Below are 26,413 nucleotides of genomic sequence, written 5' to 3'. Positions count from 1 at the left end.
CCGCCTCCGCCGCGCCCGCGGCCTCGAACAGGCCCTCGTCGTCGCACAGCTTGGCCAGCACCAGCACCGCACCCAGGAACGCCACCACCCCGGACAGGTCGGCGATCTGTTTCTCCGCCTGGTGAACGGAGATCGCGCCGACCGCGACCAGGATCAGGGCCGCCGGGACGGCCGCCAGCGCCTCGGACCAGCCCCCGGGGCGCGCGACGGCGAACGCCAGGACAACAGCAAGCAGCAGCAGCGCAACGGTCAGGGCCATTGGCGGCACTGCTCCTAACGGTCGGTGATGCCGGATGTTACCGGCCGGCAGGCCAATCCCGCGCGCCGGACGACGGCAAGGTCGGTTACTCTACGTCGACCAGCCAACCGCCGGAAGAGCGGAATCGATGACCAAGCCACCCGTCGCCGACGCGCTTCCGCGACGAACGGCACATGCGCTGGACCTGATGGCCTTCTCGCTGGCCGATGTTCGTGATGGCTTGGGTCCGTACCTGTCGATCTACCTCCTGCTGACCCACCACTGGGACCAGGAGTCGATCGGCTTCGTAATGGCCGTCGGCGGCATCGCCGGCGTCGTCGCACAGACGCCGATCGGCGCCTTGGTCGACAAGACGACGGCGAAGCGGGCGTTGGTCATCACCGCCGCGGTCGGAGTGGGGGCGGCCGCATTGGCGATGCCGCTGCTGCCCGGGTTCTATACGATCTCGCTCCTGCAAGCCGTCACCGGGGTCGCCGGCTCCGTGTTCAATCCGGCTCTGGCCGCCATCACGCTCGGCATCACCGGGCCACGGCTGTTTTCCCGGCGGGTCGGACGCAACGAATCGTTTCGACACGCCGGGACCGCGATGGCGGCCGCCGCCGCCGGCGGGCTCGCCTATTTCTTCGGCCCGGTGGCGGTGTTCTGGCTGCTGGCATGCATGGCGGCCCTGAGCGTTGTTGCAACGCTGCGGGTTCCGCGCGAAGCGATCGACGATGACGTGGCGCGCGGCATGGATCGGCTGGGGCCCCAACAGCACCCGCAGCCGTCCGGGTTCGCGGTGCTATGGCACAACCGCACGTTGTTGATATTCGCGGTGGTCGTCTTCGCATTCCACTTCGCGAACGCCGCCCTGCTGCCGCTGGTGGGACAGAAGTTGGCGTTGCACGACAAGGCGCTCGGAACGGCGCTGATGTCTTCGTGCATCGTCGCCGCGCAAGTCGTCATGGCGCCGGTGGCTTACGTCGTGGGCGCGAAAACCGACACCTGGGGACGAAAGCCGATCTTCTTGGTTGGCTTCGCCGTCTTGGCCGTTCGGGCTTTTTTGTATCCACTGTCCGACAATCCGTACTGGCTTGTCGGCGTGCAGCTGCTCGATGGCGTGGGAGCCGGCATATTCGGGGCGGTGGCCGCGCTGGTCGTCCAGGATGTCACGCATGGAACGGGGCGGTTCAATGTCAGCCTGGGGGCCGTGGCGACGGCGTGGGGCATGGGTTCGGCACTATCGAACTTTGTCGCCGGCGCGATCGTGGTCAACGCCGGTTACGACGCGGCATTCATGTCGCTGGGCGCAATCGCTGCGGTGGGCTTCGCCCTGTACCTGATCGCCATGCCGGAGACCCTTGAGGGGTCCGCCTCAGGCCCAGGGGTTTTCGCGCCGCCACACCGTCGGCAGGTGCACGGCGACACCGTCGCGAGTGGCCAGCTCGTCGATGGTGCGGATGGAAAAGTCTAGGTCGTCACCCGCATAGGGCAAGGCGCGCAACGGTTTTGTCAGCGGGCGGAAGAAGTCGTCCCAGTGGATGAGGATCACTCGTCGCGCCCCCACCGCCCGCACGGTCTCGGTCCAGTAGTCCACCAGGTAAGACCGCGGCTGCAGCCCGAGCTGCCCGACCGACAGGTAGACGGCGTCGGCGCGGTGGCCGGCCAGGGCGCCGTTGACGAAGCCGGCACTGCCCTGGATCAGCAGCCGCCGGTCCGTCGAGCGGTGGTGCACCAGCGTCGACCAGGATTCCCCGCAGCGGTACGCCGAGGCCTTCACCGGCGGGGTCACCGGTTCGTCGATGACGCCCGGGAACCGGTCGGGCGGGCAGTGGTGCGATTCGATCAGGGTGACGTCGTAGGCGCCCAACCGAATCGGTTCACCGTCGACCGCGACGACGATCCGGTCGGCGGGCAGCCCGTACCCGCGCCCGACATTGGCCGCGGACTGCCCGCCGACCAGCTGCGCACCCGTGCGATCGGCGACCGGGGCGGAGTCCAGCACGTGGTCGATGTGGGTGTGCACCGGAACGACCGCGGCCAGCCGCGAGACCTTGGCCCGGGCAAGGCATCCGTCGACGCGCGTCGGCGAGGGCGCCACCTTGCCGGCCGCGATTTTGGCGAGGCTCGGCCGGGAGAAGTAGCCGTCGGTCAGCAACGCCGACGAGCCGTCGTCGATCAGCAGGGTCGCCACACCCATCCATGTCACCGAGGGCGCGCCGGGTGGGGCGGCCGGCGCGTCGAACCGGTCCGCGTACCGTGCGATGTCGGGCCGCCCGAGTTTCAGCCGCATCAGCAGAAGGCCCTGATCTTGATGCCGGATGCCTCGAGGTGGTCGCGAACGGCGGTGGCGATCTGCACGGCTCCCGGCGAATCACCATGCACGCACACGGATTCCGCTTTCATGGCGAGTTGCGTGCCGTCGGTCGCGGCGACGTGCCCCGAGGTGACCATGGCGGCCACTCGGTCGGCGATCTGCGCCGGATCGTGCAGCACCGCGCCCTGCTCACGGCGGGACACCAGCCGACCGTCGGGCCGATACGCCCGGTCGGCGAAAGCCTCTGCGACCGTGCGTAACCCGCGCCGGGCGGCTTCGTCGAAGAACACCGAACCCGCCATGCCCAGCACCGGCAGCCCGGCGTCCACCAGGCGCACCGCCTCGGCCACGGCGGCGGCCTGCTCGGCGTGGGTCACGATCGTGTTGTACAGCGCGCCATGGGGTTTGATGTAGGACACCGACGAACCGGCCGCCTGCGCCATCGCCTGCAGCGCGCCGATCTGATACACCACGTCGGCGATCAGGTCCTCGGCGGCGACGTCGATGAAGCGCCTGCCGAACCCGGCCAGGTCGCGATAGCTCACCTGCGCCCCGATGCGGACCCCACGCGCGGCGGCCGACCGGCATACCCGCAACAGGCCCGCGGGGTCGCCGGCATGAAAACCGCACGCGACGTTGGCGCTCGTGACGATGCCGAGCATGGCGTCGTCGTCACCCAGGCGCCAGACGCCGAAGCCCTCGCCCAGGTCGGCGTTGAGGTCGATACCGGCCACCCGCCCAGCTTATGGGGGCGCGGTCGCGCCGGCCTAGGCGAGGAGGCGGCGCGGCGCCCGGCTACTGCCGGGCGACCTTGGCCGCGATCTGCTGGGCGAGGTCGACCGCGGACCCGCCGGGCAGGAAGGAGCCGCAGGTGGCGACGTCGACGACGACGTTGTTGCGCGCGGTCAGCGCCCGCTGGCAGGTCCAGCCGTCGCTGCTGTCCTGCACCTCGGAGGTGCTGAGCGTGCCCGCGACCTTGTGGGCCTCGCCCACCGCCCACACGATTTCGGGCTTGCCCGTGGGACGTTCGGAGAACTTGCGATTGGCGCAGCCGAACCAGCGTCGCACCGAGGCGTCGTAGAACGCGTTGGCTTTCCGCGCGGACGGGAAGGCGATCACGGCCTGGATGGCGGAGTCGTTGCGGACCGCCGGGTCATCGAAGTTGTCGTCGAAGCGCTGGCCGCGCATCGCGGTCCAGCCGCTGTCGGCGTAGACGGCTGCCTGGGCCGGGCCGTCCATCGCCAGGCAGTTCTTGTCGCTGAACGTCGAGCTCCAGTCCCACATCTCCTGCACGCCGTACCGGAGCCGCATCGCGGAGCTGAGCAAGGAGTTGATCTGGTCCTTGTCGAGCAGCAGCCCGTCCAGGGCCGCGGCGGTCAGCGGAGTCTGGGGCAACGGACCGGAGGTATCCGCGGGCGCCGCGCGGCCGCCGACGACGGTGGTGCAGCCGGCCGTCAGGGCGCACACCGCCGCAAGCGCCAGGAACGCGATCCGCCCGCGCACCACTGCCTTCTCCGATGTGGGGCCAATGTGTGCCACCAGCTTATGCGGCCGACTCCCGCCGGCGCCCGATCATCCAGCAGACCAGGTAGATCAGAAACGAGATGCTCGCGACGAAGACCGACACCGGCACGCCGGGAGCCAGCGACAGCACCAGGCCGCCGACGGCGGACACCTCGGCGAACACCACGGAGGTCACCATCGCCGCCGCCGGCGAGGAGACCACCCGGGCCGCCGCGGCCGCCGGGGTGATGAGCAACGACATCACCAGCAGCGCGCCGACGATCTGCACCGCCTGGGCCGCCACCACACCGACCAGGGCCGCGAACACGATGCCCAGCGCGTAGACCGGGACACCGCGCGCCGCGGCGACATCGGGATCGACGGTGGCGAACAACAGCGGCCGGTAACACGTCGCCAGAACGGCGATGACCAGCAGGCAGACCAGCGCCAGCATGGTCAGGCCCGTGTAGCCGACCCCGACGATCTGGCCGGTCAGCAGGGCGAAACTGGTCGACGTGCGGCCGGGATAGAGATGGATGAACAGCACCGCCAGGCCCAACCCGAAGGCCAGCACCACGCCGATCACCGAATCGCGCTCCCGGTCGCGCCGCCCGAGCACGCCGAACAACGCCGCGGCCAGGGCGCTGCCGATCAGCGCGCCCACCCCCACGCCGAAGCCGACCAACAGCGCGAAAGCGGCTCCGGTCAGCGACAATTCGCTGGAACCGTGCACGGCGAACGACATCTGCCGCATCACGATGAACGGCCCGATCAGTCCGGCTACCAGCCCGAGCAGGGCGGCGGCCGCCAGCGCCTGCTGCACGAAGTCGTGGCCGAGCAGGTGGGCGGTGATGTCGAAGGAGAACAGATGGTTCAGCAAGCCGGCGAGCCGATGGTCCATCAGCTGTACCCGTCGTCGCGCGCGCCGGCCACCACGTAGCCGTCCTTGACCTTCACCACCTGGATGTCGGATCGGTACAGGGCCGACAGCGTCTGGCTGGTCATCACCTGCTCGACGGTGCCGATCTCGAATCGGCCGTCGACCAGGTACAGCAGCCGGTCCACGTACGGCAGGATCGGGTTGAGCTCGTGGGTGACGACGATGACCGTGGTCGCGGCGTCCTGGCGGCGCCGCTCGATCAGGGCCGACACCAGCTTGGCGTTGGCGGGGTCCAGCGTCAGCAGCGGCTCGTCGCACAGCAGCAGCAGCGGGTCGCTCACCAGCGCCTGGGCGATGCGCACCCGCTGCAACTCGCCGCCCGACATCATCCCGACCCGGACGTCGGCCAGGTGTTCGCCGTTGACCTGGCGCAGCGCTTGGCGCACGGCCGCGCGCCGGCGTTCCCGATCGGCGGACCGCAGCGGGATGGCGCCCCAGCGCGGCCCGTCGATGCCCAGCCGAACCAGGTCGCGCCCGCGCAGCATCACGTCGGCGTCCATCGGACGGTGTTGGGGCACATAGCCGATGCGTCCGCTGCCGGTGGTGATCGGCTTGCCGTCCACCAGCCCGGCGCCGGCGCTCAGTGCCAGCTGCCCGAGCAGGACCTTGAGCAGCGACGTCTTGCCGCTGCCGTTCGGGCCCAGCACCGCGATGAATTCGCCGCGCGACACCGACAGGTCCAGCTGGTCCCACAGCACGCGGTCGCCGAACGACAGCCGCGCGCCGCGCAGTGAAACGATCTCCGCGGGGTTTTCGACGGCCGCGACGGGTTCGAGGCTCATGACGGCGCGGGCCGGCTCGACTGCAGCGCGGACTGCAGCTGGTTGACCGTATTGCGTTGCCAGGTCAGGTAATCCGTGCCGTCGGTCAGCGTTTCGGGCACGTCGGTGACCGGGACGCCCGCGTGCCGCGCGGCGTCGCGCAGGGCGCTGATCGCGGTCGTGGAGGTCTGCGGGTTGATCAGCACCGCCGCCACCTGACGCCGGTTGACCAGGTCGAGGACCATCGCCATGTCGGCCGGCGCCGGATCGGTCTCGTTCTCGATGGCCGCCTCGAACGTGGGCGGGGTCCGGTTCACCAGCCCCGAAGCCCTCAGCAGGTAGAACGCGACCGGTTCGGTCGCGACCACCGCGGTGTTGGGGTGGGTGGTCGCGATCGCGTGCTCGACGCCGGCGATGGAGTCGGCGTCGCGGCCGAAGGCGGCGGCGTTGGCCCGATAGTCGGCGCCGTTGCCCGGGTCGATCGTCGCGAGGCGGTCGGCGATGGTGGCCGCGACCGATTTCGCGACGGCCAGGTCGTAGAAGACGTGCTCGTTGCGGGGTTGTCCGCCGTCCAGGAACGAGTAGGCGTCGACCGGCTTGGCGTCGGGATGGCGGGCCAGCACGTCGTCGACCCAGGCGTCATAGCCGCCGCCGTTGAACACCACCAACCGGGCGTCGGCGATCGCGGCGGCGTCCGCTGGGCTCACCTCGTAGGAGTGTGGGTCGACGTCCGCCCCACTCAGGATGGATTTGACGGCGACATGGGAGCCCGCGACGGCGCGCGCCACGCTGCCCCACACATCGGTGGAGGCGACGACGGAGATGGCGCGGGAGTGGGCGGCGCCGCTGCAGGCGGTGAGGATTGCCCCGCCGGTCAGCACCAGGGCGGCCGCCAGCCATCGCGTTGCCTCAGCGGTCCTGGCCTTCGCCGTTCGCTGCCGCGTCAGTGCCGTGCGCACGTCCGATTTCCTCCCGCCGGCCAGTCAGCCGATCCATAATACTAATGAAAACCGTTTCCATTACAAAGCCGCAAGCTGAAGCACGTACGCGCGGGCCCCGATCCGCTGTAGCCTCACCGAACGTGAGTCCCACACCGCGCCGGCGTGCGACTCTGGCGTCGTTGGCGGACGAGCTCAACGTTTCGCGCACGACGATCTCGAATGCCTTCAATCGGCCCGATCAGCTCTCGCCGGACCTGCGTGAGCGCGTGCTCGCGACGGCCAAGCGGCTCGGCTACGCCGGCCCCGACCCGGTGGCGCGATCGTTGCGCACCCGGAAGGCCGGCGCGGTCGGCCTGGTGATGGCCGAACCCCTGCCCTACTTTTTCAGTGACCCCGCCGCGCGGGACTTCGTCACCGGGGTGGCGCAGTCGTGCGAGGCGCTGGGGCAGGGGCTGCTGCTGGTGGCCGTCGGGCCCACCCGCAGCCTCAAAGACGGGACGGCCGCGGTGCTTTCGGCCGGTGTGGACGGCTTCGTGGTGTATTCGGTGTGCGACGACGATCCCTACCTGCAGGTGGTGTTACAGCGCCGGCTGCCGGTCGTGGTGGTCGACCAACCGAAGGGGCTCGCCGGCGTCTCGCGGGTGGGCATCGACGACCGCGCCGCGATGCGCGGGCTCGCCGACTACGTGCTGGGCCTGGGGCACCGTGAGATCGGGCTGCTGACCATGCGGCTGGGCCGGGACCGGCGCCAGGGCCTGGTGGACGTCGACCGGCTGCGCTCACCCGCCTTCGACGTGCAGCGCGAGCGCATCGTCGGCGTGTGGGAGGCGATGACGGCCGCCGGGGTCGACCCCGATTCCCTGACCGTGGTGGAAAGCTACGAGCACCTGCCCGAATCCGGCGGAGCGGCCGCGAAGGTCGCCTTGGAGACCAACCCGCGGATCACCGCGCTCATGTGCACCGCGGACATCCTGGCCCTGTCCGCCATGGATTACCTGCGCGCACACGGCATTTACGTGCCCGGCCAGATGACGGTCACCGGATTCGACGGCGTGCCCGAGGCCATCAACCGCGGCCTGACCACGGTGTCGCAATCCAGCCTGCAGAAGGGCCGCCGGGCGGGGGAGCTGTTGTTGAAGCCGCCGCGATCCGGTCTGCCGGCCGTCGAACTGCTGGACACCGAGCTCGTCCGGGGCCGCACCGCGGGGCCGCCGGCGTGAGCCGGTTGGAAACTAGGCCCGTTCGGTGTCGCCGATCAGCAGCCGCACGGCCAGGTCCAGCCGCTTGCTGACGTCGGTGGCCGACGCCCGCCGGGTCAGCCACGCCAGCAGGTTCGACAGCCACACGTCCGAGATCACCCGGGCGATGTGGTACTGGTCCTCGGTCGGTTCGCCGTCGGCCATCGCGCGCGCGAACATCGAATCGATGAGCTTTTCGACCTGGTCGACCTCGCTGGCCGCCGACGCGTCGGCGAACACGTAGGCGCGCGTCATCGCCTCGGTCAGCAGGGGGTTGCGCTGCATCGCGCGGTTGAGCTTGCCCACCATGAAGTTGAGCCGCTGGAAGGGCGTGCCACCGGTCATCGCCGAGCGGTCCGTCTTGGCGTCGATGCGGCTGAACTCGCGGCCCAGCGCCGACACCAGCAGGTGCACCTTCGACGGGAAATACCGGTACAGCGTTCCCACCGCGACATCCGCGCGATCCGCGACCGCCCGCATCTGAACCGCCTCGTAACCGCCCTTGGAGGCGATGGCCATGGTGGCGTCCAGGATGCGCTTGCGGCGTTCCCGCTGCGCCTCGGACCCCAGCTCGGATTCCGCCAATACCGCCACGTTTATGACCTCGCGCGGCTGCGCGTCAGACACGCGGCTCGGATTTGCGTTGGCTGGCATGTGACGGTTTGCTCCTGTTCCGGGCGGTTCGTTTGCAAACGATACGCATTCTGCGTGTGAATTTCCCACCTCCATACCGCGGCGGACAAGCGCTGTGCTGCTGTGATGGCGTTCGACTTGACGGTCGATCACTGGCACTATTAGAACACGTTCTAGTCTCGAAGAGAGCGGGTTGCGTGCCAACACGTCACGGAGACATACCCGTTTGGCGGGCAGATCGCACAATCAGGACAGGGGTCCAACCCCTTGTCACGTCGAGTCAAGGACGCGGAGGTCCTCTCAGGTGGTAGCGACCGTCACCGACGAGCAGTTTGCTGCGCGCGCCCTGGTGCGCGACTGGGCCCGCAATGCGACCTCGGGGCCGGGCGGTACCGCGGCGATCCGCGACGTCGAGCAGGGCAAGTCCGACGCTTGGCGGCCGGTATTCGCCCGGCTGGCCGAGCTGGGCATCTTCGGCGTCGCGATCCCGGAGGAGTTGGGCGGCGCGGACGGCAGCATCGAAGACCTGTGCGCGATGGTCGAGGAAGCGGCCAAGGCGCTGGTTCCCGGGCCGGTGGCCACCACCGCGCTGGCCACGTTGGTTGTTTCGGATCCCGAGGTGTTGGGCGCCCTGGCGTCCGGGGCGCGCTTCGCCGGGCTGGCCCTGGAGGGCGACATCGAGTTCGACGGCGCGACGTCGACGGCGTCGGGCACCCTGCCGTTCGCGCTGGGTGTGGCCGAGGGAGCCCTGCTGTTGGCGCCGGCCGACGGGAAGTGGCTGCTGGTCGACACCGGCGCTGACGGTGCGCAGATCGAGCCGCTGGTTGCCAGCGACTTCTCCCGGCCGTTGGCCCGGGTGGTGCTGAACTCCGCCCCGGCCACCGTGGTGGCGGACACCCGGGCACGCGTCGAGGAGCTGGCCGCGACGGTGCTGGCGGCCGAGGCCGCCGGCGTCACCCGCTGGTCGCTGGAGACCGCCGTCGACTACGCGAAGGTCCGCGAGCAGTTCGGCAAGCCGATCGGCAGCTTCCAGGCGATCAAGCACATCTGCGCCGAGATGCTGTGCCGCGCCGAGCAGGCCGAGGTGGCCGCCGCCGACGCCGCGCGCGCCGCCGCCGAGGGCGACGAATCCCAGTTCGCCATCGCCGCGGCCCTGGCCGCGAGCACCGGCATCGCCGCCGTGAAGGCCAACGTCAAGGACTGCATCCAGGTGCTCGGCGGCATCGGCTGCACCTGGGAGCACGACGCGCACCTGTACCTGCGCCGGGCGCATGCCATCGGCCGGTTCCTGGGCGGCGCCGAGACGTGGTTGCGCCGCATCACCGCGCTGACCCAGGCGGGGGTGCGGCGCCGGCTGGGGATCGATCTCACCGAGGTCGAGGACCAGCGGGCGGAGATCGCCGCCGCCGTTGCCCAGATCGCCGAGCTGCCCGAGGAGAAGCGGCAGGCGGCCCTGGCCGAGGCGGGCCTGCAGGCGCCGCACTGGCCGCCGCCCTACGGGCGCGGCGCGGGTCCGGCCGAGCAGCTGCTGATCGATCAGGAGCTGGCGGCGGCCGGCGTGGCCCGGCCCGACCTGGTGATCGGCTGGTGGGCGGCGCCGACCATCCTCGAGCACGGCACGCCGGAACAGGTCGAGCGCTTCGTGCCCGGCACCACGCGCGGCGAATTCCTTTGGTGTCAGCTGTTTTCCGAGCCGGGAGCCGGCTCTGACCTGGCCTCGTTGCGCACCAAGGCGGTCCGTACCGAAGGCGGCTGGAACCTGACCGGGCAGAAGGTGTGGACGTCGGCCGCGCACAAGGCGAAGTGGGGCGTGTGCCTGGCCCGCACCGACCCGGACGCGCCGAAACACAAAGGCATCACCTACTTTTTGGTGGAGATGAGCTCCCCAGGCATCGAGATCCGGCCGCTGCGTGAGATCACCGGTGACTCGTTGTTCAACGAGGTCTTCCTGGACAACGTGTTCGTCCCCGACGAGCTGGTCGTCGGCGAGGTGAACGACGGTTGGCGGCTGGCCCGCACCACGCTGGCCAACGAGCGGGTCGCGATGGCCAACGGAACGGCGCTGGGCAACCCGATGGAGGAATTGCTCGAGCTGCTGGCCGAGCGCGAGCTCGACGCCGCGGAGCAAGATCGGTTGGGGCGGTTGATCGTTACCGCGCAGACCGGCGCGCTGCTGGACCAGCGGATCGCCCAGCTGGCCGTCGGCGGGCAGGACCCCGGGGCGCAGTCCAGCGTGCGCAAGCTCATCGGTGTCCGCTACCGCCAGGCCCTGGCCGAGTTCACGATGGACGTGTCCGAGGGCGGCGGCCTGGTCGACCGCCGGGCGGACGGCGACCGGGCGGTGTTCGACTTCCTCAACACCCGCTGCCTGACCATCGCCGGCGGCACCGAGCAGATCCTGCTCACCGTCGCCGCGGAGCGGCTTCTCGGCCTGCCCCGCTAGCCCTTTGCGCCGAGCCGGTAATTTTGCGGGCCCTTACTCGCACTTCCTCTGCAGGATTACAGCCTCGACGGCACGAGGGCCTCAGGAGAACGTGGTGACCGCGCAGGTGCTCGGCGACGTGATGTTGACCCCGGAGTAGACCACCTGGATGTGGGTGCAGGCGATGACGTTGTTGTCGGTCTTGGGCTGGCCCGTCTGCCAGTCGGTGGAGTCGATACGCCCGTTGGTCTGGTACTTCTCCGGTGGGCCCTCGCCCATATAGATGGTGGTGATCTCGTCGGAACCCATCGACTTGTGCACCCGCTCGTACTGGCCGTCGGCGTGCGCGTCGAGGTAGGCCAGCCGGTTCGAGGAGCGGATCTCGGTGGTCTGCCGGGCCCACAGGCCGGGCGGGAAGCCGGTCACCCCGTTGGGTGTTTGCATGTCCGCCCCCGCGGTGAAGTCGCAGTGGCCGTCGGCCTTGAAGCAATTGAGGATCATGCGCGTCTCGAGCTGGTTGGGCCCGTCGAGCGGGAAGAGCGTGGTGGCGGTGTTGCTCGACGCCGCGCACACGGCGGCGGGCAGAAACATCGGCGTCACCGCGACGACTGCGAATCCCGATACCAGCCGCATCATCGATGCTTCCCTTCCCTCTGACCCAGGGTGAACTTAACCCCGCGACTATTCGTCGTAGGTGACTTCTACCGAATCAGATTCCGGGTGAGATTGACAGGCCAGGATCAGGCCATCGTCCAGATCCTGCTGCTCGAGCACGTCGTTGACCTCCATGCTCACGTTGCCCTTGCGCAGCGTGCACGCGCACGCGCCGCAGTGACCCTCGCGGCAGGAGAAGGGCGCATCCAGACCCTTGGCCAGCAGGACGTCGAGCAGCTTGGCGTTGCGCGGCCACGACACGGTGTGGGTTTCGCCGTCCAGCTCGACCACCGCGGTCGCCGGCGGCTCGTCGCCTTCGGGGGTGTCCTCGATCTTCACCGCCGCGAACGGATCCGAGTCCAGCGACTTGAACACCTCGATATGTATTTGCGGCGCAGGGACTTTCAGCGCCTCCAACGCTTCTTTCGCCGAGTCCATGAAGGCGCCCGGGCCGCAGATGTAGACGGGCCGATCCGTGTAGGGGGCGGCCAGCTTGGCCAGCGCGGCCACGCTGGGCAGGCCCTGCAGCGATTCCAGCCAGTGCAACACCGTGAGCCGGTCGGGATATTTGGCCGACAGCTCGCGCAGGGCTTCGGAGAAGATCACCGACTTCTCGTCGCGGTTGGCGTAGACCAGTGTCACCTGCCCGCTGCCCTCGGCCAGCGCCGACTTGCAGATCGACATGATCGGCGTGATCCCGCTGCCCGCTGCCATCAGCAGGAAGTCGTCGCCCAGCGTTTTGGGCACGAAGTTGCCCGACGGGGCCAGCACGTGGATCCGCATGCCCTTGTGCGCGTGGTCGCACAGCCAGTTGGACGCGTAACCGTCGGCGGTGCGTTTGACCGTGACCGTCAGCGCGTCGTCGGTGAACGGCGAACTGCACAGCGAGTAGCAGCGGGCCACCGAGCCGGTGCGCTCGCTGGGAACGCGCAGCGTCAGGAACTGGCCCGGCGCGTACCGTAGCCGCTCGGGCGGGATCTCGGGGTCGCCCGCGTCGTCGGGCACCGCGAACACCAGGGACCGCGCGTCGTCGGTCTCGGCGATGACCTCGGCGACCTGCAGTTCGAGGACGTGGTCACCCAGCGGCTCGTCGGGTGCTTGGTCCAGATCCGCCTCGGTCAAGGCCCGTCCCTTCCTTTCGTTGCAACTAGAACATGTTACAGAAAAGCGGATTCGTATCGCTACCAGCCGCAGGAATACCCTGCTCGACACAAATCGGAACGTGTTCTAGTCTCTGGTGTAAGTCCGCTCAGTAAGTCTGGCGCAGGAGGCAAACGTAAGTGACGTCCATTCAACAGCGTGATGCGCAGTCGGTTTTGGCTGGCATCGATGATCTGCTCCCGCAGATTCGCGAACGCGCTCAGGCGACGGAGGACCTGCGGCGGCTGCCCGATGAGACCGTGCAGGACCTTCAGGACGTGGGCTTCTTCACCCTGTTGCAGCCCGAGCAGTGGGGCGGCCTGCAGTGCGATCCGTCGCTGTTCTACGAGGCGGTGCGGCGGCTGGCCAGCGCGTGTGGTTCCACCGGCTGGGTGAGCTCGATCATCGGCGTGCACAACTGGCACCTGGCGCTGTTCGACCAGCAGGCGCAGGAGGAGGTCTGGGGCGAGGATCCCACGACCCGGGTCTCGTCGTCGTATGCCCCGATGGGGGCCGGCGTGGTGACCGACGGCGGTTATCTGGTCAACGGTTCGTGGAACTGGTCGTCGGGGTGTGACCACGCCACGTGGGCGTTCCTCGGCGGTCCGGTGATCAAGGACGGCCGCCCGGTCGACTTCGGCAGCTTCCTGATCCCGCGCAGCGAGTACCGCATCGACGACGTGTGGCATGTCGTCGGCCTGCGTGGCACGGGCAGCAACACCGTCGTCGTCAAGGACGTCTTTGTGCCGCGGCACCGGTTCCTGTCCTACAAGGCGATGAATGACGGCACCGCGGGCGGATACCAGAACAACACCGCCGCGGTCTACAAGATGCCTTGGGGCACAATGCACCCCACCACGATCTCGGCACCGATCGTCGGGATGGCCTACGGCGCCTACGACGCGCACGTCGAGCACCAGGGCAAGCGGGTGCGCGCCGCGTTCGCCGGCGAGAAGGCCAAGGACGACCCGTTCGCCAAAGTCCGCATCGCCGAGGCGGCCAGCGACATCGACGCCGCATGGCGCCAGCTGAGCGGCAACGTCGCCGACGAGTACGCCCTGCTGTCGGCCGGCAAGGAGATCCCGTTCGACCTGCGTGCCCGCGCCCGCCGCGACCAGGTGCGCGCCACCGGCCGCGCGATCGCCTCGATCGACCGGCTGTTCGAAGCTTCCGGCGCCACCGCCCTGGGCAATGACCAACCGGTGCAACGGTTCTGGCGCGACGCGCACGCCGGTCGGGTGCACGCGGCCAACGACCCCGAGCGGGCCTACCAGATCTTCGGGAACAACGAGTTCGGGTTGCCGCCCGGCGACACCATGGTCTGACAAATGACTGCGACCGAGGAACTGACCTTCGAGTCCACCTCGCGCTTCGCAGAGGTGGACGTGGATGGGCCGCTGAAGCTGCACTACCACGAGGCCGGCGTGGGCAACGACCAGACGGTGGTGCTGCTGCACGGCGGCGGCCCGGGTGCGGCGAGCTGGACGAACTTCTCGCGCAACATCCCGGTGCTGGCGCAGCGCTTCCACGTGCTAGCCGTCGACCAGCCCGGCTACGGCCACTCCGACAAGCGCGCCGAGCACGGTCAGTTCAACCACTACGCCGCCCGTGCGCTCAAGGGCCTCTTCGACCAGCTGGGTCTGGGACGCGTTCCGCTGATTGGGAATTCGCTCGGCGGCGGCACGGCGGTGCGGTTCGCGCTCGACTACCCGGACCGGGCCGGCAAGCTGGTGCTGATGGGGCCGGGCGGCGTGAGCGTGAACCTGTTCGCGCCCGACCCGACCGAGGGCGTCAAGCGGCTGGGCAAGTTCTCCGCCGAGCCGACCCGAGAAAACCTCGAGGCGTTCCTGCGGGTGATGGTCTACGACCAGAAACTGATCACCGACGAATTGATCGACCAGCGTTTCGCGTTGGCCAGCACGCCCGAATCGCTGACGGCGACGCGCGCGATGGGAATGTCGTTCGCCGGAGCCGATTTCGAGCTCGGCATGATGTGGCGCGAGGTGCATCGGCTGCGCCAGCCGGTGCTGCTGATCTGGGGACGCGAGGACCGGGTCAACCCGCTGGACGGGGCGCTGGTCGCGCTGAAAACGATTCCGCGTGCCCAGCTTCACGTCTTCGGGCAATGTGGGCACTGGGCGCAGGTGGAGAAGTTCGACGAGTTCAACAAGCTCACCATCGATTTCCTGGGAGGTGCGCGATGAGCATTCGCTCGCTGGGTTACCTGCGTATCGAGGCCACCGACATGGCGGCCTGGCGCGAGTACGGCCTGAAGGTCCTCGGCATGGTCGAGGGCAAGGGTGCGACCGAGGGCGCGCTGTACCTGCGGATGGACGACTTCCCGGCCCGGCTGGTCATCGTGCCCGGCGAGCAGGACCGGCTCATCGAGGCGGGCTGGGAGTGCGCGAATGCTGCTGGCCTGCAAGAGATTCGGAACCGGCTGGACGTCGAGGGCACGCCCTACAAGGAGGCCACCGCGGCCGAACTGGCCGATCGCCGGGTCGACGAGATGATTCGGTTCTCCGACCCGTCCGGCAACTGCCTGGAGGTCTTCCACGGCGCGGCCCTCGAGCATCGCCGGGTGGTCAGCCCGTACGGACACAAGTTCGTCACCGCCGAGCAGGGCCTTGGACACGTGGTGCTGACCACCCGCGACGACGAAGAGACGCTGCACTTCTACCGGGATGTGCTGGACTTCAAGCTGCGCGACTCGATGCGGCTGCCGCCGCAGGTGGTCGGTCGGCCCGCCGACGGCCCGCCGGCCTGGCTGCGGTTCCTGGGCTGCAACCCGCGCCACCACAGCCTGGCCTTCATGCCCGGGCAGACCCCCAGCGGCATCGTGCACCTGATGGTCGAGGTCGAGGAGGCCGACGACGTCGGGCTGTGCCTGGACCGGGCGCTGCGCAAGAAGGTGCCCATGTCGGCCACGCTGGGCCGCCACGTCAACGACCTGATGCTGTCCTTCTACATGAAGACACCCGGCGGATTCGACATCGAATTCGGCTGCGAGGGAAGGCAAGTCGCCGACGACGACTGGATCGCCCGGGAGAGCACCGCGATCAGCCTGTGGGGCCACGACTTCAGCGTCGGCTTCAAGGGGTAATTTCGAGGTATGACTGCCGCGCCGATCGACCCGCGCACGTTCCGTAGCGTGCTCGGCCAGTTCTGCACCGGGATCACCATCATCACCACCGTGCACGACGACGCCCCGGTCGGCTTCGCCTGCCAGTCCTTCGCGGCGCTGTCGTTGGACCCGCCGCTGGTGCTGTTCTGCCCCACCAAGGTGTCCCGGTCGTGGAAGGCCATCGAGGCCAGCGGCCGGTTCTGCGTCAACATGCTGACCGAGCAGCAGAAGCACGTCTCGGCCCGATTCGGCTCCAAGGAGCCCGACAAGTTCGCCGGGATCGACTGGCACCCCTCGGAACTCGGCTCGCCGATCATCGACGGGTCGCTGGCCTACATCGACTGCACGGTGGCCTCCGCGCACGACGGGGGCGATCACTTCGTGGTTTTCGGTGCGGTGCAGTCGCTTTCAGAGGCACCCAAGATCAAGCCCCGGCCGCTGTTGTTCTATCGCGGCGAATACACCGGCATCGAGCCGGACAAGACGACGCCCGCGCAATGGCGCGACGATCTGGAAGCGTTCCTGACCACCACCACGCAGGACACCTGGCTCTGAGCCGCCCCGCCGTATCCGGTGTCTGACGACTGGTAGCGCGGGGTATGTAATACGACGAGGTCGGTAATCACCCCAGCCCGGGAAGGCGGGTCGTCGTTGATTCGGTTCGGATGCGTGGCCTTGCTCGTGGCCGTTTCGGCGATATCGGCGTCCCTGGCGGTCATGGGATCGTGGGGTTGGTGGATCGCCGCGGCGATGGTTGCGGCGGTGGCCGCCGTGGGCTGCTACGACCTGATCCAGCGTGAGCACTCCGTTCTGCGGAACTACCCGGTGTTGGGGCATCTGCGGTTCATGTTGGAGGCGCTCCGCCCGGAAGTGCAGCAATACTTCGTTGAACGCAACTTCGACGGCCGGCCCTTCGACCGCGACGTCCGCTCGCTGATCTACCAGCGCGCCAAGGGGACGGTCGCCGAGCAGTCTTATGGCACCGAGCGCGACATCGATTGGGACGGCTACGAATACCTGGTCCACTCGACGGCCCCGGTCGAACCGCCGCCGGAGCCCTATCGGGTTCGGATCGGTGGACCCGACTGCACGCAGCCCTACGACATCGCGCTGATGAACGTCTCCGCGATGAGCTTCGGTTCGCTGTCCGGTAATGCGCTACGGGCGCTGAACAACGGGGCCCGCAAGGGTCGCTTCGCGCACGACACCGGCGAAGGTGGGCTGACGCCTTACCATCTCGGCGGTGCGGACGTGGTCTGGGAGATCGGTTCCGGTTACTTCGGGACCCGGACCAAGGACGGTGCGTTCGATCCGGTTCAGTTCGCGGACAAGGCCGCTCACGAACTGGTGAAGTGCGTCTCGATCAAGCTCAGCCAAGGCGCGAAGCCCGGTATCGGTGGCGTCCTCCCGGCCGCGAAGGTCAGCAGGGAGATCGCCGAGTACCGCGGCGTGCCGATGGGCGAGAAGTGCGTCAGCCCGGCGGCACACTCGGAGTTCGCCACTCCGCGCGAGTTGATCGGCTTCGTGGCGCGGCTGCGTGAGTTGGCCAAGGGCAAGCCGGTGGGCTTCAAACTGTGCGTCGGGTCGAGGACCGACGTGCTGGCGATCTGCAAGGCGATGCTCGCGGAGGGGGTGACGCCCGATTTCATCATCGTCGACGGCGCCGAAGGCGGTACCGCCGCCGCGCCGCTGGAATACGAAGACCACGTTGGTCTTCCCCTCACCGACGGGCTGATGATCGTGCACAACGCGCTGGTGGGGACGGGCCTGCGCGACCGGATCCGGATAGGCGCGAGCGGCAAGGTCGCGACCGGAAACGACATCGTCAAACGTCTCATCCAGGGAGCGGACTACACCAGCTCCGCCCGGTCGATGATGATGGCGACAGGTTGCATCCAATCCCAGCGATGCCATACCAACCGCTGCCCGGTCGGGGTGGCGACCCAAGACCCGGCCCGGGCGCGCGCACTGGACGTCGAGGACAAAAGCGAGCGGGTATACCGCTATCAGCGGGCGACCGTCGCCCAGGCGATGCTGATCATGGGGTCGATGGGGGTCTGCGACCCGTCCATGTTGAACCCCCACATGCTGCGCAAGCGCGTCTCGGCCGTCGAGCAACGCTCGTACGCCGAGCTTTACGAATGGCTGACGACCGGCGTGCTGCTGGATCGCGCTCCCGCCACCTGGCGGTCGGATTGGGACGCAGCCGATCCCGACTCGTTCGCTCCGGTCGGTACTTCGCGGCCGTCGATTTTTTAGAGACGCCGGGCTCTGACTCCGATGTTTGGCACGCCTTCGGGCGGGAATGCGTGACGCATGCACGCGACCGCGCCGTCACAGGCCCGTACGGCCCGGGGCACCCGGACGCTCGTCGACTATCTTATTACGCAAATCGACCGGACCGAGGCGGGCGACAGCGCGCTGCGCCATGGTGAGGGCGACGACACCATTCACGACACCCGGGTGGCGATCCGGCGGTTGCGCAGCACCCTGCGGGTCTTCGCCAAAGCACTGGACCCGTCGGAAATCGAGGGTATGGAAACGGAACTCAAGTGGTTTGCCGGATTGCTGGGCGACGTTCGCGATTGCCAAGTCCAACGCGCCCGGTTCGACCGGGTGCTCGACGGCATGCCCGACGAACTGATCCTGGGTCCGGTCAAATCGCGGATCGGCAGTCATTTTGCGGCCATCGAGATTCCGGCACGCGAACACGTGACTGAGACAATGGAATCCGCGCGCTACCAGAGCATGATGGCCGCGCTACGGCGCTGGCGTGCCGAGCCCCCCGTCGCCGGGGCCGTGGCGACCGGAACGCTGCGACAGCGGGCGCGCCGGGCACAGCGCAAGGCCGACCGGCGGTTGGCGGCAGCGCTCGAATCGGAGGACGCCGCAATGCTGCACCGCGCGCGCAAAGCGGCCAAGCGTGCCCGGTACGCCGCCGAACTCTGCGGTTCCTTGGGCAAGCGAAGTCGTGCGAAACGAACCATCAAGCGTTACAAGCGGATACAAAGCACGCTTGGCGATCATCAGGACTCCGTGGTCGCCGCCGAGGCACTCCGCCGGATGGGATTGTTGGCGGGAACCACGGTCGGAGAGAACGGCTTCACCTTTGGCATGATGTATGCGCGCGAACAGCAGATCGCTCGCCAATGCCGTCGCGATAGCCGTCAGCTCTGACGAGGGCGGGGCAAGGCGCGGCGATTATCGCGTGTCGCGATAGTCGGAGGAATTGTCGTGCCGGGGCAAGTCGGCGTCAGTTGGCCTCTCCCCGCTCCGCACGGTATCGCGCTCGGAATCGGATTGATCGGTGGCCGCGCCCCGGTCGGTGTCGACCCGCGGGTCGACCTTGTCGGCGCGCTCCCATTGCCCTTGGACTTCTTCGCGCGATGTCGCGGCTTCGGCTTGGTGCGCCCCGGCGCGGCTCTGCAGTCGCGCCGCCTCCGCGGCTTTGGCATCGGCCTCCGCCTGCGCGGCACGCGCCTTTGCTGCGGTCTCCGCGGCAAGGGCTTCCCGGCGTTCGACCTGCTCCGTCTGCACACTGGCCTCTTGACGGATCTGGTCGGCTTGGCGCTGACGGCGGTGCAGCGTGGCCCTCCTGGCCACGATGATCAGGACAACAATCAGGACGACCGCTACCGCGGCGATCACGATCCAGGCGATCTGGTTGGTACTCATGGCGAGCTCCGTTTGATGAATCGATGTTTGCTATTTCCGGGCTGGCCCGTCCTAGCCGATTGCCCTCTTGGGCACGAATCAAACAAGATGAACGGATACCCCGAGGTCAGCTACGTCTTCGGACCGCACCGGGATGTGAGACTCGCCCGCTCGGACAGAATGGTGTCATGACGCTGGACCTGAACGGGTACTTCGACCGCATCAACTACCGCGGCGCCGCCGAGCCAACCCTCGAGGTGCTGCAGGATCTGATGACCGCGCACACGGGGTCGATCCCGTTCGAGAACCTCGACCCGCTGATGGGCGTGCCGGTGGACGACCTGAGCCCGGAAGCCCTGACCGACAAGCTGGTCCGCCGTCGCCGCGGCGGTTACTGCTACGAGCAGAACGGCCTGATGGGCTACGTGCTGGCCGAGATCGGGTTCCGGGTGCGGCGGCTGGCCGGCCGGGTGGTCTGGATGACGCCGCCCGACAGCCCCCTGGGCGCCCAGACGCACACGGTCCTGGCGGTGACGTTCCCCGGATCGCAGGGTTCGTTCCTGGTCGACGTCGGGTTCGGTGGCCAGACCCTGACCTCACCCATTCGCTTGCAGACCGGGAACGTCCAGCAGACCACGCACGAGCCCTACCGTCTCAACGACCGCGGCGACGGTCTGGTCTTGGAGGCCCTGGTACGGGACGAGTGGCAACCGCTCTACGTCTTCGGCACCCAGACCGTGCCGCAGGTCGATCTGCGGGTGGGTAGCTGGTACGTGTCCACGCACCCGTCATCGATCTTCGTGACCGGCCTGATGGTCGCGCGGACCACCGAGGACGCCCGCTACAACCTGGCCGGCCGGAACCTGACCATCCACCGCGCCGACGGCAGCGAGAAGTTCCGCCTCGACGACGCGGCGGCCGTCGTCGACGTGCTCGGAGAGCGGTTCGGCATCGACGTGGCGGGCATCGGCGATCGCGGCGCGCTCGAGGCGCGCATCGGGCAGGTGCTCGACGCCTAGGCGGCCGGCGCTTTTCGTCAGCGGGTCGAAAGCCAGGGACCGAGGCGACGCACCGCTTCCTCGATGTCGCTCGTCGGCCCGGCGAAGGACAGCCGCACGTACGAATTCCCGCGCGCGGTGTCGAAGTCGATGCCCGGCGCGATCGCAACGCCGGTCTCTGCCAACAACTTTGAACAGAACTCCATCGAGTTGTCGGTGAATTCCGAGACGTCTGCGTACACGTAGAAGGCGCCGTCGGTCGGGGCCAGGCGTTCGATGCCGATGTCGCGCAGCCCGTTCAGCACCAGCGAGCGGTTGGTCGCGTAGTGATGCAGGTGGCCGTCGGCTTCGGCGGTGGCCTCGGGGGTGAAGGCCGCCACCGCGGCCAGCTGGGACAACACGGGCGGGCAGATGGTGAAGTTGCCGGTGAGGCAATCGATCGCGCGGCGCAGCTCGGGCGGCACCAGCAGCCAGCCCAGCCGCCAGCCCGTCATCGCGTAGTACTTGGAAAAGCTGTTGACCACCACCGCATTTCGCGATGCCTGCCACGCGCAGCTGGTCTGCGGTGCCCCGTCGTAGACCAGGCCGTGGTACACCTCGTCGCTGACCAGGCGCGCTCCGGACGCGTCGCACCAGGACGCGATGGCGGCCAACTCCGCCGGGTCGATGACCGTGCCGGTCGGATTGGCCGGGCTCGCCACGATGACCCCCTGCACCGGCGGGTCGAGCTCGGACAGCATCTGCGCGGTCGGCTGGAAACGCGTCTCCGGGCCGCAGGGGATCTCCACCACCTCGCACCCCAACGCGGACAGGATGTTTCGGTAGCACGGGTAGCCGGGGCGGGCCAGCGCCACCCGGTCACCGACGTCGAAGCACGCCAGAAAGGTGAGCAGGAAGCCGCCCGACGAGCCGGTGGTGATCACCACCGCGTCCGGTTCGACGTCGAGCCCGTGCTGGCGTTGGTAGTCCGCGGCGATCGCGGCGCGCAGCTCGGGCGTGCCCAACGACACCGAGTACCCGAGCTCGTTGGAATGCACGGCGGCGGCCGCGGCGGCGCGCACCGGCTCGGGCGCCCCGACGCTGGGCTGGCCCGCCGACAGGTTGACCAGGTCGCCGTGGCTGCGCTGGCGTTCCGCGGCCGCCAGCCAGACATCCATCACGTAAAACGGTGGGATGCCGGCGCGTAGCGAGACACGGTCGGTCACGGCGTCTTGAGTACCTCGGATTCCAGTCGCTTAAGCAATTCGTGCGTGGAGTCCAGCAGGTGCGCGCTGCCGTGGGCACGCTTGAAGTACAGGTGCATGTCGTGCTCCCAGGTGATCGCGATGCCACCGTGCAGCTGGATGCCCTCGGCGGCCACCGCGTTCAGCGCCTCGGTGGCGGCCAGGCGGGCGGCGGCGGCGTTGGTGGGAGTGGGGTCTTCGCACGCGTCGGCGACGACGGTCTTCGCGGCGGCGACGGTGACGTACAGGTCGGCCATCCGATGCTTGAGGGCCTGAAAGCTGCCGATCGGCCGGCCGAATTGCACTCGGTCCTTGGCGTATTCGACGGTCAGTTCCAAGCAGCGCTCGGCGGCGCCGACCTGCTCGGCGGCCAGCAGGACGGCGGCCTGGTCCGCCAGCCCGGGGTCGGTGCCGACCGACTCGGTCTCCTCGGCTGTCAGTCGCGCCAGGCGCCGGGTCGGGTCCATGGTGGTGACGGGCTCCGCGCCGAACCGCGTCCACCTGCTCAGCTGGCCGTCCTCGACGGCGACCACGACGTCCGCGACATCGCCGTTCACCACGTAGCCGGCGTCGAGCACCAGGGCGCCGATCGAGGTGCCCTCGGCGAGGCCTTCCAGCGTCGCGGCGTCCGGCTCGGTCGCGCTCAACAGCGCCAGCTCGGCCAGCGTGGTGCCGAGCAGCGGCGAGGGCACCAGGGCGCGGCCGAGCTCCTGCAAAACGGTTGCGGCGTCGGCTAATTCGCCGCCCGCACCGCCCAACTCCTCGGGTATCACCAGGGCCGCGGCGCCGACCTGCTCGCACAGCAGCTGCCAGAGCGATTCGTCGTAGCCGCGGTCGGATTCCATGGCCGCACGGACGGCCGCCGGGCCGGCGTGCTTGGCCACCAGCGCGGCGACGGTCTCGCGGAGGAGCTCGCGTTCTTCGGTCATTACAGCGCCTCCAGCACTCGCCGCCGATGTTCGTCCGGCGTTCCCCAAGCCGACCGCAATGCCTGCACGCGCAGCAGCTGCAGCGACAGGTCGTGTTCCTGGGTGAAACCGATTGCGCCGTGGGTCTGTAACGCCGACCGCGCCGCCAGCAGCCCCGCCTCGGATGCGGCCGCCTTGGCCGCGCTGACATCGCGCGGGTCCATCGTCAGCGCCGCGCCGTAGACCAGCGGCCGGGCCAGTTCGATGGCGATGTGCACGTCGGCGAGCTTGTGCTTGATCGCCTGATACGAGCCGATCACGCGGCCGAACTGGGTGCGCTGCTTGGCGTAGTCGACCGCGCCGTCGCGCAGCGCCTCGGCCGCACCGATCAGCTGGGCCGCGGTGGCCAGTGCACCGAATTCGTAGGCGCGCTTGACGTCTGCCTGCCACGCCGTCCCGGTCGCGGTCACGTCGGAGAGCTTCCGGCTGGGATCGACGGACTCGTGGACCTCACCCGGTGTTGCCTCGCTGACGCCGCCCTCGCCCGCCAGCAGCACCAGGCCGGCGACGTCGGCGTCGAGCGCACGCGGCGTCTGCGGCGGCAGTGCGACGGTGGCGATCAGCTCGCCGGATGCCAGCCCGGCACAGCGCTCGGCGTGATCGTCAGAGGCGAGCAAAACCGGTGCCACGGCGATGGATTCGGCTACCGGCCCCGGCACGCACCACCGCCCGAGGCGCTCGATGGCGACGACGAGGTCGACCGGGTGGGCCTCGATGCCGTCGAATTTCTCCGGCACGGCCAGGGCGGTGACGCCGAGGTTGGCCAGCTGCTCCCATACCTTGCGGCCCGGTGCGGTGTCACCCGCGGACCACGCGCGCACCGCACCGGGCAAGTCGGCCGCGCCGAGCGCGGCGTCGATGCTGGCCGCGAAGTCGCGCTGCTGTTCGTCTAGCGCAAATTTCACTTCTTGCCCCCGGACTTCTCGCGCGGCAGGCCCAGCAGCCGCTCGGAGATGATGTTGCGCTGAATCTCGTTGGTGCCGGCGTAAATCGGGCCGCCCAACGCGAACAGCAGGCCCTCGGTCCACCGGCTGGTGAGCTCGCCGTCTGCGGCGAGCAGGTCGAGCGCGGTCTGGTGCAGTTCCACGTCGAGGTCGGACCAGAACACCTTGGTCACCGACGATTCGGCGCCCAGCTCGCCGCCGAGGGCCAGCCGCGTCACGGTGCCGAAGGTCTGCAGCCGGTAGGCCTGCGCCTTGATCCAGCCATCGGCGACGCGGTCGGCGAACGCATCGGGTGAGCCGCTGTCCTTCCACAGCTGCACCAGCCGCTCGGCGGTGGCCAGGAAGCGGGCCGGGCTGCGCAATGACATGCCGCGCTCGTTGCTCGACGTGCTCATGGCCGCGCGCCAGCCCTCGTGCGGGGTACCGATCACGTCCTCGTCGGGCACGAAGACGTCGTCGAGGAAGATCTCGCCGAATCCGGTGTCGCCGCCCAGCTGAACGATGGGGCGCACCGTGACGCCCTGGGCCTTGAGGTCGAACATGAAGTAGGTCAGCCCGTTGTGCCGCTCGGCGCCGGGATCGGAGCGGAACAGCCCGAAACCGCGCTCGGCGAACGGTGCCCGCGAGCTCCAGATCTTCTGCCCGTTGAGCAGCCAGCCGCCGTCGGTTCGGGTGGCGGTGGACCGCAGCGACGCCAGGTCGCTGCCGGACTCGGGCTCCGACCACGCCTGTGCCCAGATCTGTTCGCCGCTGGCCATTTTCGGCAGGACGCGGTCGCGCTGTTCCTCGGTGCCGTGCGCGAACAGCGTCGGCGCCAGCATCGAGGTGCCGTTGGCGCTGGCCCGGCCCGGCGCCCCGGCGCGGAAGTACTCCTCCTCGAACACCACCCAGTGCAGCAGCGGCGCGTCGCGACCCCCGTATTTCTTCGGCCAGGTGATCACCGAGAGCCCGCCGTCGAACAGCACGCGGTCCCAATGTCTGTGCTGGGCAAAGCCTTCGGCGTTGTCGTATGACTTCGTCGGGATCGAATCGGCGTTGGCCGCCAAGAATTCCCGCACCTCGGCCTGAAAGGCCAGGGTGTCCTCATCGAGTTCCAGATCCATTAGTCCTGCTCTCGCAGTAGCGGTTTGACCACCTTGCCGCCCGCATTGCGCGGCAACGCGTCGACGAACCGCACCGACCGCGGTGCCTTGAAGTTCGCCAGATGCTCACGGGTGTAAGCGATCACGGATTGTTCGTCGAGTTGGGCGCCGGGCCGCAGCACCAGGTAGGCCCGGCCCACTTCGCCGAGCCGGTCGTCGGGGACCCCGATCACGGCGGCGTCGGCCACGCCGTCCATGCGCGCCAGCACCTGCTCGACCTCGGCGGGGTAGACGTTGAATCCACCGCAGATGTACATGTCTTTCAGCCGGTCGGTGATCCGCAGGTTGCCGGCGGCGTCGACGGCGCCGATGTCACCGGTGTGCAGCCACCCCTCGGCGTCGATGGCGGCCGCGGTGGCCTCCGGGTCTTCGAGGTAGCCCAGCATCACGTTCGGCCCGCGCAGCAACACCTCGCCCGGTTCAGAGTCGGCGTCGATGCGCAGTTCGAAGTCGGCGAAGGGGCGTCCGCAGGTGGTGGCTACGGTGACGGCGTCGTCGTCGGCGCGGCACATGGTGCCCATGCCGTTGGCCTCGGTCAGCCCGTAGGCGGTCAGCACGATGTCGATGTCGAGCTCGGATTGCATGCGCTCGACGAGCACGACCGGCACGGTCGCGGCGCCGGTCACCGCGAACCGCAGTGAGCTCAGGTCGTAGTCGCGGCGCGCGGGGTGGTCCAGCAGCGTCTGGTAGATGGTGGGCGGCCCGGGTAGCACCGTGATGCGGTGTCGCTCAATGGCTTGCAGCGCGCGCAGCGGGTCGAAGGTCAGGTGGGGGATCAGCGTCGCGCCGGTCTGCAAGCAGGCCAGGATGCCGGCCTTGTAGCCGAAGTTGTGGAAGAACGGGTTGATGCACAGGTAGCGGTCGTCGCTGGTGATCTTGCCGTTGGCGGCCCAGGCCGCCGAGGCCGATAGCGACTGCCGGTGCGCGCACAGCACGCCTTTGCTGCGGCCGGTGGTGCCGGAGGTGAACAGGATGTCGCTGACGTCGTCGGGTGCGACGGCGGACGCGCGAGCGGCAACCGCGTCGAGGTCGCTGCCGCGCGCGACGAATTCGTCCCAGCTGCCTTGCACAGGGTCGTCGGCGTCGACCGGTATCCGCACGATGTGCCGCAACGCGGGCAGCGCCGCACGGTCCAGGTCGGCGATGCGGTCGTGGCCCAGGAATCGGCCCATCCCGAACAGCAAGGGCGCGCCGGTGCGGGCGAGGATGTCGCTGGCCTCGGCAGCGGTGTAGCGGGTGTTCAGCGGCACCATCGCCGCCCCGGCATGGTGGATGGCCAGGCAGGCCACCACCCAATGCCAGGTGTTCGGCGACCAGATGGCCACCCGGTCGCCGGCCCGCACGCCGAGGTCGATGAGGGCGGCGGCGGCCCGGTGCACTTCGTCGCGCAGCGCGGCCGCGGTGAAGGACCGTTCGTCGGTGATCAACGCGTCGTGATCGGGGAGCAGCCCCGCGAAACAATCCAGCGCCGCGGGCACCGTGCGCGGATCGTTGGTCATCGAATGCTCCTAGAGAGTTCCGCCGGCGAAGCGCAGTCACCGACGGCCTAACAAAGCAAGTGCTTGGTAGGTTA

At 68.8% G+C, this 26,413-nt stretch carries 25 protein-coding genes and 1 pseudogene; 10 read left to right on the top strand and 16 right to left on the bottom strand.

The genetic code is table 11. The annotated features are described in order from the left end of the window. Positions 1–259 (bottom strand): annotated as a pseudogene (locus ACYQ8K_RS02515) (arsenic transporter); the annotation flags it as partial. A gap of 127 nt (positions 260–386) precedes the next feature. Between ACYQ8K_RS02515 and ACYQ8K_RS02510 the strand changes: the two are divergent. Beyond that, positions 387–1,712, top strand: coding sequence for an MFS transporter (locus tag ACYQ8K_RS02510; protein WP_459966815.1), 1,326 nt, complete (start codon positions 387–389; stop codon positions 1,710–1,712). Here the strand turns inward: ACYQ8K_RS02510 and ACYQ8K_RS02505 are convergent. The 6 genes from ACYQ8K_RS02505 to ACYQ8K_RS02480 all read right to left on the bottom strand — a co-directional run bounded on the left by ACYQ8K_RS02505 (position 1,614) and on the right by ACYQ8K_RS02480 (position 6,718). Continuing rightward, a complete protein-coding gene (locus ACYQ8K_RS02505) occupies positions 1,614–2,531 on the bottom strand; it encodes an MBL fold metallo-hydrolase (RefSeq protein ID WP_459966814.1) in 918 nt (305 codons plus the stop codon). The genes ACYQ8K_RS02510 and ACYQ8K_RS02505 overlap by 99 nt on opposite strands. Next, positions 2,531–3,289, bottom strand: a complete 759-nt coding sequence (locus ACYQ8K_RS02500) for a LamB/YcsF family protein (RefSeq protein ID WP_459966813.1) — start codon at positions 3,287–3,289, stop codon at positions 2,531–2,533. Before ACYQ8K_RS02500 ends, ACYQ8K_RS02505 begins: the two co-directional genes overlap by 1 nt. 61 nt (positions 3,290–3,350) lie before the next feature. Further along, positions 3,351–4,061 (bottom strand): sensor domain-containing protein, encoded by a 711-nt coding sequence (locus tag ACYQ8K_RS02495; RefSeq protein ID WP_459966833.1) that lies wholly within the window; start codon positions 4,059–4,061, stop codon positions 3,351–3,353. Positions 4,062–4,098: 37 nt separating this feature from the next. Then, positions 4,099–4,959 (bottom strand): metal ABC transporter permease, encoded by an 861-nt coding sequence (locus ACYQ8K_RS02490; protein WP_459966812.1) that lies wholly within the window; start codon positions 4,957–4,959, stop codon positions 4,099–4,101. Continuing rightward, on the bottom strand, positions 4,959–5,780 hold the full coding sequence (locus ACYQ8K_RS02485; protein WP_459966810.1) for a metal ABC transporter ATP-binding protein: 822 nt from the start codon (positions 5,778–5,780) through the stop codon (positions 4,959–4,961). The genes ACYQ8K_RS02490 and ACYQ8K_RS02485 overlap by 1 nt, the downstream gene beginning before the upstream one ends. Next, positions 5,777–6,718, bottom strand: coding sequence for a metal ABC transporter solute-binding protein, Zn/Mn family (locus tag ACYQ8K_RS02480; protein WP_459966809.1), 942 nt, complete (start codon positions 6,716–6,718; stop codon positions 5,777–5,779). The genes ACYQ8K_RS02485 and ACYQ8K_RS02480 overlap by 4 nt, the downstream gene beginning before the upstream one ends. Positions 6,719–6,840: 122 nt before the next feature. Between ACYQ8K_RS02480 and ACYQ8K_RS02475 the strand changes: the two genes are divergently transcribed. Next, a complete protein-coding gene (locus tag ACYQ8K_RS02475) occupies positions 6,841–7,920 on the top strand; it encodes a LacI family DNA-binding transcriptional regulator (protein WP_459966808.1) in 1,080 nt (359 codons plus the stop codon). 12 nt (positions 7,921–7,932) lie between these two features. Here ACYQ8K_RS02475 and kstR read toward each other — a convergent pair whose 3' ends face one another. Beyond that, positions 7,933–8,532, bottom strand: coding sequence for a cholesterol catabolism transcriptional regulator KstR (gene kstR / locus ACYQ8K_RS02470; RefSeq protein ID WP_459966807.1), 600 nt, complete (start codon positions 8,530–8,532; stop codon positions 7,933–7,935). A 343-nt stretch (positions 8,533–8,875) separates the two neighbouring features. On the opposite strand from kstR, the gene ACYQ8K_RS02465 reads away from it, so the two are divergent. Then, on the top strand, positions 8,876–11,014 hold the full coding sequence (locus ACYQ8K_RS02465; protein WP_459966806.1) for an acyl-CoA dehydrogenase family protein: 2,139 nt from the start codon (positions 8,876–8,878) through the stop codon (positions 11,012–11,014). An 81-nt stretch (positions 11,015–11,095) separates the two neighbouring features. Here the strand turns inward: ACYQ8K_RS02465 and ACYQ8K_RS02460 are convergent, their stop codons facing one another. Then, positions 11,096–11,629, bottom strand: a complete 534-nt coding sequence (locus ACYQ8K_RS02460; RefSeq protein ID WP_459966805.1) for a hypothetical protein — start codon at positions 11,627–11,629, stop codon at positions 11,096–11,098. Between the two features lie 45 nt (positions 11,630–11,674). Further along, positions 11,675–12,769: a 2Fe-2S iron-sulfur cluster-binding protein gene (locus ACYQ8K_RS02455; protein WP_459966803.1), complete on the bottom strand. Its 1,095-nt coding sequence runs from the start codon at positions 12,767–12,769 to the stop codon at positions 11,675–11,677. 158 nt (positions 12,770–12,927) lie between these two features. Between ACYQ8K_RS02455 and hsaA the strand changes: the two genes are divergently transcribed. From hsaA to ACYQ8K_RS02425, 6 genes are all read left to right on the top strand, one after another. Then, the gene (gene hsaA / locus ACYQ8K_RS02450; protein WP_459966802.1) at positions 12,928–14,112 is read left to right on the top strand and encodes a 3-hydroxy-9,10-secoandrosta-1,3,5(10)-triene-9,17-dione monooxygenase oxygenase subunit; all 1,185 of its coding nucleotides are present in this window, start codon (positions 12,928–12,930) and stop codon (positions 14,110–14,112) included. A 3-nt stretch (positions 14,113–14,115) separates the two neighbouring features. Continuing rightward, positions 14,116–14,991, top strand: coding sequence for a 4,5:9,10-diseco-3-hydroxy-5,9,17-trioxoandrosta-1(10),2-diene-4-oate hydrolase (hsaD, locus tag ACYQ8K_RS02445; protein ID WP_459966800.1), 876 nt, complete (start codon positions 14,116–14,118; stop codon positions 14,989–14,991). Further along, positions 14,988–15,890, top strand: coding sequence for an iron-dependent extradiol dioxygenase HsaC (gene hsaC / locus ACYQ8K_RS02440; RefSeq protein WP_459966799.1), 903 nt, complete (start codon positions 14,988–14,990; stop codon positions 15,888–15,890). The genes hsaD and hsaC overlap by 4 nt, the downstream gene beginning before the upstream one ends. Positions 15,891–15,899: 9 nt before the next feature. Next, positions 15,900–16,466 carry a 3-hydroxy-9,10-secoandrosta-1,3,5(10)-triene-9,17-dione monooxygenase reductase subunit gene (gene hsaB / locus ACYQ8K_RS02435; RefSeq protein ID WP_044487525.1) on the top strand — a complete coding sequence of 189 codons (567 nt, stop codon included), beginning with the start codon at positions 15,900–15,902 and terminating at the stop codon, positions 16,464–16,466. 96 nt (positions 16,467–16,562) lie between these two features. Next, entirely contained in the window at positions 16,563–18,170 is a 1,608-nt protein-coding gene (locus ACYQ8K_RS02430) for an FMN-binding glutamate synthase family protein (RefSeq protein WP_459966798.1), read from the top strand. A 57-nt stretch (positions 18,171–18,227) separates the two neighbouring features. Then, positions 18,228–19,088 carry a CHAD domain-containing protein gene (locus ACYQ8K_RS02425; RefSeq protein ID WP_459966797.1) on the top strand — a complete coding sequence of 287 codons (861 nt, stop codon included), beginning with the start codon at positions 18,228–18,230 and terminating at the stop codon, positions 19,086–19,088. 24 nt (positions 19,089–19,112) lie between these two features. Here the strand turns inward: ACYQ8K_RS02425 and ACYQ8K_RS02420 are convergent, their stop codons facing one another. Beyond that, on the bottom strand, positions 19,113–19,586 hold the full coding sequence (locus ACYQ8K_RS02420) for a hypothetical protein (protein ID WP_459966796.1): 474 nt from the start codon (positions 19,584–19,586) through the stop codon (positions 19,113–19,115). 167 nt (positions 19,587–19,753) lie between these two features. Between ACYQ8K_RS02420 and ACYQ8K_RS02415 the strand changes: the two genes are divergently transcribed. Then, a complete protein-coding gene (locus tag ACYQ8K_RS02415; RefSeq protein ID WP_459966795.1) occupies positions 19,754–20,584 on the top strand; it encodes an arylamine N-acetyltransferase family protein in 831 nt (276 codons plus the stop codon). Positions 20,585–20,601: 17 nt separating this feature from the next. Here ACYQ8K_RS02415 and ACYQ8K_RS02410 read toward each other — a convergent pair whose 3' ends face one another. The 5 genes from ACYQ8K_RS02410 to fadD3 are packed head-to-tail and all read right to left on the bottom strand — an operon-like array spanning position 20,602 to position 26,339. Continuing rightward, positions 20,602–21,768, bottom strand: coding sequence for a pyridoxal phosphate-dependent aminotransferase (locus tag ACYQ8K_RS02410; protein WP_459966794.1), 1,167 nt, complete (start codon positions 21,766–21,768; stop codon positions 20,602–20,604). Beyond that, on the bottom strand, positions 21,765–22,715 hold the full coding sequence (ipdE2, locus tag ACYQ8K_RS02405) for an acyl-CoA dehydrogenase IpdE2 (protein ID WP_459966792.1): 951 nt from the start codon (positions 22,713–22,715) through the stop codon (positions 21,765–21,767). The genes ACYQ8K_RS02410 and ipdE2 overlap by 4 nt, the downstream gene beginning before the upstream one ends. Continuing rightward, positions 22,715–23,659, bottom strand: a complete 945-nt coding sequence (locus ACYQ8K_RS02400; RefSeq protein WP_459966791.1) for an acyl-CoA dehydrogenase family protein — start codon at positions 23,657–23,659, stop codon at positions 22,715–22,717. Before ACYQ8K_RS02400 ends, ipdE2 begins: the two co-directional genes overlap by 1 nt. Next, positions 23,656–24,801, bottom strand: coding sequence for an acyl-CoA dehydrogenase family protein (locus ACYQ8K_RS02395; RefSeq protein ID WP_459966789.1), 1,146 nt, complete (start codon positions 24,799–24,801; stop codon positions 23,656–23,658). Before ACYQ8K_RS02395 ends, ACYQ8K_RS02400 begins: the two co-directional genes overlap by 4 nt. Then, positions 24,801–26,339 carry a 3-((3aS,4S,7aS)-7a-methyl-1,5-dioxo-octahydro-1H-inden-4-yl)propanoate--CoA ligase FadD3 gene (gene fadD3, locus ACYQ8K_RS02390; protein WP_459966788.1) on the bottom strand — a complete coding sequence of 513 codons (1,539 nt, stop codon included), beginning with the start codon at positions 26,337–26,339 and terminating at the stop codon, positions 24,801–24,803. The genes ACYQ8K_RS02395 and fadD3 overlap by 1 nt, the downstream gene beginning before the upstream one ends. Between the last annotated feature and the right edge of the window lie 74 nt (positions 26,340–26,413).

The sequence above is a fragment of the Mycobacterium sp. MUNTM1 genome (assembly GCF_054660795.1).
Note: the sequence above shows the minus strand (reverse complement) of the source record. Positions and strands in the feature narration are given on the sequence as shown.

Excerpts from the sequence above, each read along its gene's own strand:
- ACYQ8K_RS02510 (WP_459966815.1), top strand. The coding sequence starts at position 387 with ATGACCAAGCCACCCGTCGCCGACGCGCTTCCGCGACGAACGGCACAT.
- fadD3 (WP_459966788.1), bottom strand. The coding sequence starts at position 26,339 with ATGACCAACGATCCGCGCACGGTGCCCGCGGCGCTGGATTGTTTCGCG.
- ACYQ8K_RS02395 (WP_459966789.1), bottom strand. The coding sequence starts at position 24,801 with ATGGATCTGGAACTCGATGAGGACACCCTGGCCTTTCAGGCCGAGGTG.
- hsaD (WP_459966800.1), top strand. The coding sequence starts at position 14,116 with ATGACTGCGACCGAGGAACTGACCTTCGAGTCCACCTCGCGCTTCGCA.
- hsaC (WP_459966799.1), top strand. The coding sequence starts at position 14,988 with ATGAGCATTCGCTCGCTGGGTTACCTGCGTATCGAGGCCACCGACATG.
- ACYQ8K_RS02490 (WP_459966812.1), bottom strand. The coding sequence starts at position 4,959 with ATGGACCATCGGCTCGCCGGCTTGCTGAACCATCTGTTCTCCTTCGAC.
- ACYQ8K_RS02415 (WP_459966795.1), top strand. The coding sequence starts at position 19,754 with ATGACGCTGGACCTGAACGGGTACTTCGACCGCATCAACTACCGCGGC.
- ACYQ8K_RS02420 (WP_459966796.1), bottom strand. The coding sequence starts at position 19,586 with ATGAGTACCAACCAGATCGCCTGGATCGTGATCGCCGCGGTAGCGGTC.
- ACYQ8K_RS02505 (WP_459966814.1), bottom strand. The coding sequence starts at position 2,531 with ATGCGGCTGAAACTCGGGCGGCCCGACATCGCACGGTACGCGGACCGG.
- hsaB (WP_044487525.1), top strand. The coding sequence starts at position 15,900 with ATGACTGCCGCGCCGATCGACCCGCGCACGTTCCGTAGCGTGCTCGGC.
- ACYQ8K_RS02460 (WP_459966805.1), bottom strand. The coding sequence starts at position 11,629 with ATGATGCGGCTGGTATCGGGATTCGCAGTCGTCGCGGTGACGCCGATG.
- ipdE2 (WP_459966792.1), bottom strand. The coding sequence starts at position 22,715 with ATGACCGAAGAACGCGAGCTCCTCCGCGAGACCGTCGCCGCGCTGGTG.
- ACYQ8K_RS02485 (WP_459966810.1), bottom strand. The coding sequence starts at position 5,780 with ATGAGCCTCGAACCCGTCGCGGCCGTCGAAAACCCCGCGGAGATCGTT.
- ACYQ8K_RS02425 (WP_459966797.1), top strand. The coding sequence starts at position 18,228 with ATGCACGCGACCGCGCCGTCACAGGCCCGTACGGCCCGGGGCACCCGG.